This is a genomic window from Priestia sp. TRM10, assembly GCF_057808375.1.
Map to the genome: position 1 here is coordinate 94,123 of NZ_JBJZOT010000004.1, position 6,239 is coordinate 100,361.

A 6,239-nucleotide genomic window follows, 5' to 3' on the forward strand; every position below is an offset into this window, starting at 1 on the left:
CTTTAAGTTTTTGTACAGGACAAGATAAGTTGAACAACCCATACTACATACACTCCACTATACCAATTGAGGAGGCGTTTAAATGGCTACAATCTTAGGAACAAGCATGGTGTTATTCATGGTGATTTATGCAGAGAGAAAAGGATGGGTCGATAAAGAAAAGGTAAGAGTCATCATGCAGGTTGGAATGAATGTTGGTATCTTGGGGAGCTTGCTCTATTTTTTGTATACCTTGTCTTCTTTCCTTCCCTTCTTATGACCAGGGTTTCAACCAGGCTAGAAGAGCAAAAGGAATAGGTTCATGGTGATCAGAATAACATTTGGAAGCTTCCTTTTTTATGGAACTATCTATAAAAGATAAAAGAAGGAGTGAAAACGATGTGGGAGCTTATGGCGATTCCGATTGTAACGAGTGCGGCTGCCTTGTGGTTTGGAAGGAATACATCCAGTGAGGAACATCGAGTCGTACAGCAAATATTTGAGCAATACCATATCCACGTGAAAGATGGAAAAAACAATCGATATCCTCAGCTTGTTCGAGAATGTAAAAGTACAAAACAAATCAAGTTGATTTACCGCACACCTTTAGCCTTAGAAGAAAAAACACTGCGAACCTTACAACAGGTTTTATCCCTCATGTTAGATCAAGCAGTGAACGTATCCTTTAAGAAATGGCTCATCATTGAGATTTCAAAACATAAAATGCCTTCCTACGTTTCGTACCAAGACGTCCCCTATCGTAAAGGATGGATGGTCCCATTAGGGAAAAACCATCAGGGATGGCATTTTCATCATTTTGACCATACACCGCATACCACGATTTCGGGGACGACTCGCTTTGGAAAAACGGTCATGATGAAAGTCATGATGACCTATCTGATTGAGCATCATCCCTGGGATGCTCAATTCGTTATTATCGATTTAAAGGGTGGATTAGAGTTTGACCGATATAAGAACCTACAACAGGTCAAACGTATAGCCAGTGATCCAATAGAGTCCTTATATGCCTTGAAACAGGTACAGAAAGACATGAAGGAACGAATGGCCCTTTTTAAGCGTCAAGGGTGGTCCAATATTGTGGACACTCCCCTTTCTCAACGTCTGTTTGTGTTGATTGATGAAGCCGCCCAACTGACACCTGAAAAATTTATGGAGAAAGAAGAAAAGAAGACGTTAACACAGTGTCAATCGATCCTCAGTGAAATAGCACGCCTAGGAGGCGCTCTGGGCGTTCGATTGGTGTACGGAACCCAATACCCTACCTCGAATGTATTGAATGGCTCGATCAAGCAAAATGCGGATTTAAAGGTTAGTTTTCGGCTGGGAAGTGATTATGCGTCCAAGGTAGCCCTTGATGCGTATGGAGCCGAAACCTTACCTTCAGATATCAAAGGACGTGCGTTGATTAAAACGCATGAAGTGAAAGAAGTGCAAGTCCCCTACCTCAATCATGAGGAAATCTGGAAACGGATTGGAGGGTATGAAATTGCAAAACAAACAGCTGTGCCAGACAAGACAGGAGAAGATTATGTACGCCTTGGATAAGTTGGAATGTATGAGTCGCTCTCAATTACAAGCCCTATTTCAATTAAAGAGTGTACGAAATGCCAATCGTGTTCTCTACAATATGAGTCCTTTTTTAAACCATAAACGTCTCCATGAAAACGTCTATTATCTATCGAAGAAAGGACGCCAACATATTGGATCGGAAAAGAACAAACCTCATTTAACACAGTTAGAACATAAAGTGAGACGGAATGATATTTACTTGCATTATGGGTGTCCGAAGGATTGGAAAGTGGAACGACCGAATGAATGGAGAATCCAGGGAGAAACCTATAAGCTCATTAGTGATGCTCGCTTTTTCCTTCACGGTGTCATTTGTTTTGTGGAAGTGGATCTCAAACAGAAAATGCTCGAAAATAAGAAGAAAATTAGGTTATATCGTTCCCTCTTTCAAGCCCTAGGAGAACAACAAGCTTTATTAATCTTCTATACGACTACTCAAGTGAGGAAAGAAAGAATCCTAACCTGGTGTCAAGAATATAAAGTAAATGCAGAAGTATTGATAAAAGAAGACATAGAATAGAAAAACCAGGGACTGAAAAAGTCCCTGGTTTAATGTTAAACAAATAGTATATTTTGTAGTCCACATGTAGTTGATAATATAAATTGAGATCTTTATTTATTTGTATCTAAAGAATCTTTTAATCTGGATTCGAAATGTTCGTTTATATAATCTTTGATAAATTCTTCTCGTTTAAATGTATCTTCCTCTTTTCGAAAAAAACCTACCCTTTTAAAACGTTCACTCTCCGGTTTTTGATTCCATTTATCTTTAGCCTCTTGTGTCAAAAATCTTTCCACTTTCTTTTGAAGAAGTAATAACTCTATTCTCTCTTCCCTTTCCTCTTGTCTTGTTTTAGGTTTAGGTAATTGATTAATTAATTCTTTATAATAGCTCTTAATTTCTTCAGTTTGTGTAACAGCAATTTGTTCTGCTGCAGTTAAGATCTCTTTTTTTATAGCTTCTATGTCAACAACATATGGAACACTTGTAGAGTTCGTTTCATAATCTGAAGGTGCAGCTCTTAAATCAAAGTAGTTATGTAAATCGTCAAATATAGCATCTAGAGACCATTTATTGTCCCTTTTATCTTTAATATATAAGGCTATATCTAAATCTGTTTGATCATAGACCTTTTCCCCATTATCTGTACGATTAATAAAATGAATTTTCTTGTCTTCAAGGTTTTTAAACCAACCATCTACTGTATTAGTATGTTTGTTAACTTGTTTAGCAAAATCACTGATTCTCCAATAATTATCCATGGTAACCTCCTTTTGAAATGCAGTCCATATGTATTCAGTTGCCTACATGTAGTCTATATGAAAAGAAAAAGGATTGATTATATTGAAAATATAAATATAATATTTTGTGCTCTACATGTGTCACGTGCTGCACATGTGAACCATAAAACTCTAATAAGCAACAAGGATAGAAAATAAGTTTATCTGAATTATACTATCAATTGTAATCCACTTGTGGAATGTAGTCCACATATGCAGACTAAAATATAGCTTGTACATATGTTTAGTGCATAATAGCATATTTGTTTGTAGTCCATAAGTAGAACACAAACTACATGTACACCACATTTAAGAAAGGATATTACATCTTAAATTCTATAAGTAAGCAAGGAAACCTTCGTTTATGAGTAAAAAAAACAAATCCGACACGATTGCCAGATCAATGTTCAATTAGAACATTGATCTTAAAGAATAAATAGAACATACTTACTTGTAACTAAGGTGATTCAACCCGTTTTAGAGAGAATTTATTACAGTCTATTAAAATATCTAAAAAATTGATTGTTTAAAATGGTAGGGTTTGCTATAATAACACCAACTAAATAAGTTCGGAAAATAAAAAAGGCTCAAGACAATCGTAGTGATGCGCCAACATCCTACGACGGTCCACCGTGACAGACCCACGGTAAACAACCTGCCTTAAACCTCTTGTTACTTATCATAATTTTGTACCTGTATTGTACGATATATTTTATGATATTTCAAGGGTTTATTGCATAATTCTCTTTTTTTATGGGAGGTATGTTTACCGTTTAATAATACGGTAAACATACCTTTTTCGTTTTCCCATAATGAAAGGGAGAGAAAAATGTTGATTCTAAATTCTGATTTTAATTATATGCAGCAATACGACTCTTGTATTAAATCTAAGCAACAGCAGAAACAAATGAAGTACAAATTATTAGATGTTGTTGAAGCAGCGTATGGAGAAACATTTAATCGACTAAAAGCTGAAACGAGACATGCTATTGATACTTTATGCTTTTTAGCAACAGATAAAGGATTTATCTATGCTAAGGACACATATTTTGCTCAATTACATAACCTCTCTACCCGTACTATTCGTCGTGTGATGAAAACTTTACAAGAAGCAGGAAAAGTAGTTAAAAAGCATCGTTCTTCAGCCAGACATAATGGTCGAGGAGCAGCTGTATATTTCTTTGTGGATCACCCTTACTTTTCTATTTGGGACCAGTATTTTAACTTTAATGTCCAAACAGATGTCCAAGCTGAAAAAGCCGAAAAACCTTGTGCAAGTAAGAATGAAGAAGCAAAAAAAGTTTCTACCTATTATTTACCTAAAAATAATATTAAAGATCATATTATGTATAAAACCATACCTTTTATAAAAGGTGTTCCTAAATTAGTTAATCAAACTTTTAAAGATATTTTTAAAGATTCATTAAGAGATTTATATTTACGAGTTAGAATGGCTTATCATAAAGTACTTAGAAATACTTCACATTCGCTTTCTATTAAGGAAATCCATATTGTAGCTTATGAATCTATACATACTCTTTTTACATACCTAAAAACGAGCTCTATGAGCTTAGAAGAACAATGTAAACTCGTATATCGTATTGCATTTAATAAATTTAATACTTTATTAGAATGTGAAGAGATTTCTGGTGACCAAAATGTACCATATCGAATTGTACGAAAAGAAATGTTACCTGCCTGGTTCAAAGAAACACAAGAAGTAGCAGAACAAGAAGTTTCTAAAATAGAGGATAAATCCGAAGAAACTGAAATGGCTCAAATGAGAGCTATCTTAGCCCATTATAAGTAGAGTACATATTTTATTACTTTACCTAAATTATGATTTCTATTGTGTTTAAGAATATAAAAAAGAGAGATTTCAATATTCATATAGAGCTAACTCTCTATATGGTCTACAAGATGAAATTTGTACCTTATTGTCTATGCAACCGATAAATAATGAATCCTTTATATAATCATACCTGTAAATTCTATTCTGTTTTGTAGAGAACATATGGTGTACAAGATATATATGGGAATAGCAGATAAATGTTTTAGAGTAGATTTTTATCTAAATGCGTCAGTAATAATAGAGAGGTATGTAAACATAAGTAATTGAGATGTTATTTGTGAAAATTGCAGCCATTGTATAAATACAGGAAATAGCTTCTTTTGAATTTCTTAGATTAAGATTAGATATATAAAAATCTTATTAAATATTATATTTGCATGTTCTACTATATTCGTATATAAAGCAGTAATAGAGTTTAACGATCTAATAACATTTTCTATTGTAAGGAGAAATTTGTGCTCTATATAGAATTAGTGGAGTCCAAGTGGTCCCTAAGCAAATGAATTTTTATATTTTTATTATTTAAAACAAAAACCATACCTATTTTATATGTTTTTTATATAATTAAGGATTGGTTTTTGTTTTATTTTAAGATGTTTGATTGTTTTTATCTCCCGTTTATAAAAAAGGAACCTTTTTTAATATAAAATTGTATGAAAAAGGTGTATTTTATATTTGATTACATTTTTTATATGTTTTTTATCCTTTTATTATATAAAAATGTTATAATTTCATTATAAAATATAAGAGGAGTGGGATTTAATAATGAAGATGATCCTTGCGAATGATATCGGAAACGATAAAATGAAGATTCTTGAACCAGGCATGGAAGAGGTAGTGAAAGTTCCAAGTGCTTATAAAAGAATTAATCGAAAACCTTCGGTTCATGAAAATGATGTACAAAAGAACGTAACAAATCTCATTGACCAATTACTCGTACATATTTCAAGCTCATCGATTCGTCGTGATGGTTTATATATGATTGGAGAACGAGCAATTCAAACAACAGAAGGCGTAAGCAATATGGATATTGCCGTTCATGAAAAACATAGCAGCGATTTACCTTTAATTAATACGTTAGGTTATGTAGCAGGAAGAGCTGTACAAAAGCATTACGATGCAGAAGGAAACCTTCCTCAATCCATAAAAGCAGAGGTGGGTATGAGTAGTGCCATTCCAGCTAGTCAACACAATATAGAGACAGCAAGACAGTTAGAAGAGCGTTTTATGGAAACTTCTCATGTGGTCATTGTGTATGTAGGACAAGAACAGGTAAGCGTAGAATTAAACTTTTCACAAGTGAAGGTTACCAAAGAAGGTATTCCGGCATTATATGCGATCTTTGAAGGACCAAATGATATGTTTAAAGAGTTTTGTAAAGAGTATGGAATGAAGAAAGTTGATGGTTCACATTTCACGAACTCCAAAATTATGCATATCGATATTGGAAGTGGAACAACTGAGTATATTTACTCCGTAGGTGTGAACCCACAACCAGAACAGTGTACGGGGGAAAGACGAGGAGTAGGTCATGCAG

General features: G+C 34.0%; 6 protein-coding genes. 5 read left to right on the forward strand and 1 reads right to left on the reverse strand.

The annotated features are described in order from the left end of the window. Nucleotides 1-82: 82 nt before the first annotated feature. The 3 genes from ACK3CR_RS04555 to ACK3CR_RS04565 all read left to right on the forward strand — a co-directional run bounded on the left by ACK3CR_RS04555 (nucleotide 83) and on the right by ACK3CR_RS04565 (nucleotide 2,089). A complete protein-coding gene (locus ACK3CR_RS04555) occupies nucleotides 83-259 on the forward strand; it encodes a hypothetical protein (RefSeq protein ID WP_430106772.1) in 177 nt (58 codons plus the stop codon). Nucleotides 260-378: 119 nt separating this feature from the next. Next, complete coding sequence (locus tag ACK3CR_RS04560; protein ID WP_488974931.1) at nucleotides 379-1,545, forward strand: FtsK/SpoIIIE domain-containing protein; 1,167 nt, start codon at nucleotides 379-381, stop codon at nucleotides 1,543-1,545. After that, on the forward strand, nucleotides 1,529-2,089 hold the full coding sequence (locus ACK3CR_RS04565) for a replication-relaxation family protein (protein ID WP_488974932.1): 561 nt from the start codon (nucleotides 1,529-1,531) through the stop codon (nucleotides 2,087-2,089). Before ACK3CR_RS04560 ends, ACK3CR_RS04565 begins: the two co-directional genes overlap by 17 nt. A 92-nt stretch (nucleotides 2,090-2,181) precedes the next feature. Here ACK3CR_RS04565 and ACK3CR_RS04570 read toward each other — a convergent pair whose 3' ends face one another. Beyond that, on the reverse strand, nucleotides 2,182-2,832 hold the full coding sequence (locus ACK3CR_RS04570) for a MerR family transcriptional regulator (RefSeq protein ID WP_488974933.1): 651 nt from the start codon (nucleotides 2,830-2,832) through the stop codon (nucleotides 2,182-2,184). Nucleotides 2,833-3,679: 847 nt separating this feature from the next. On the opposite strand from ACK3CR_RS04570, the gene ACK3CR_RS04575 reads away from it, so the two are divergent. Both ACK3CR_RS04575 and ACK3CR_RS04580 read left to right on the forward strand, forming a co-directional pair. Continuing rightward, the gene (locus ACK3CR_RS04575) at nucleotides 3,680-4,660 is read left to right on the forward strand and encodes a hypothetical protein (RefSeq protein ID WP_488974934.1); all 981 of its coding nucleotides are present in this window, start codon (nucleotides 3,680-3,682) and stop codon (nucleotides 4,658-4,660) included. An 807-nt stretch (nucleotides 4,661-5,467) separates the two neighbouring features. Further along, nucleotides 5,468-6,239: ParM/StbA family protein (locus tag ACK3CR_RS04580; RefSeq protein WP_488974935.1), on the forward strand; the 772-nt coding region annotated here is incomplete at its 3' end.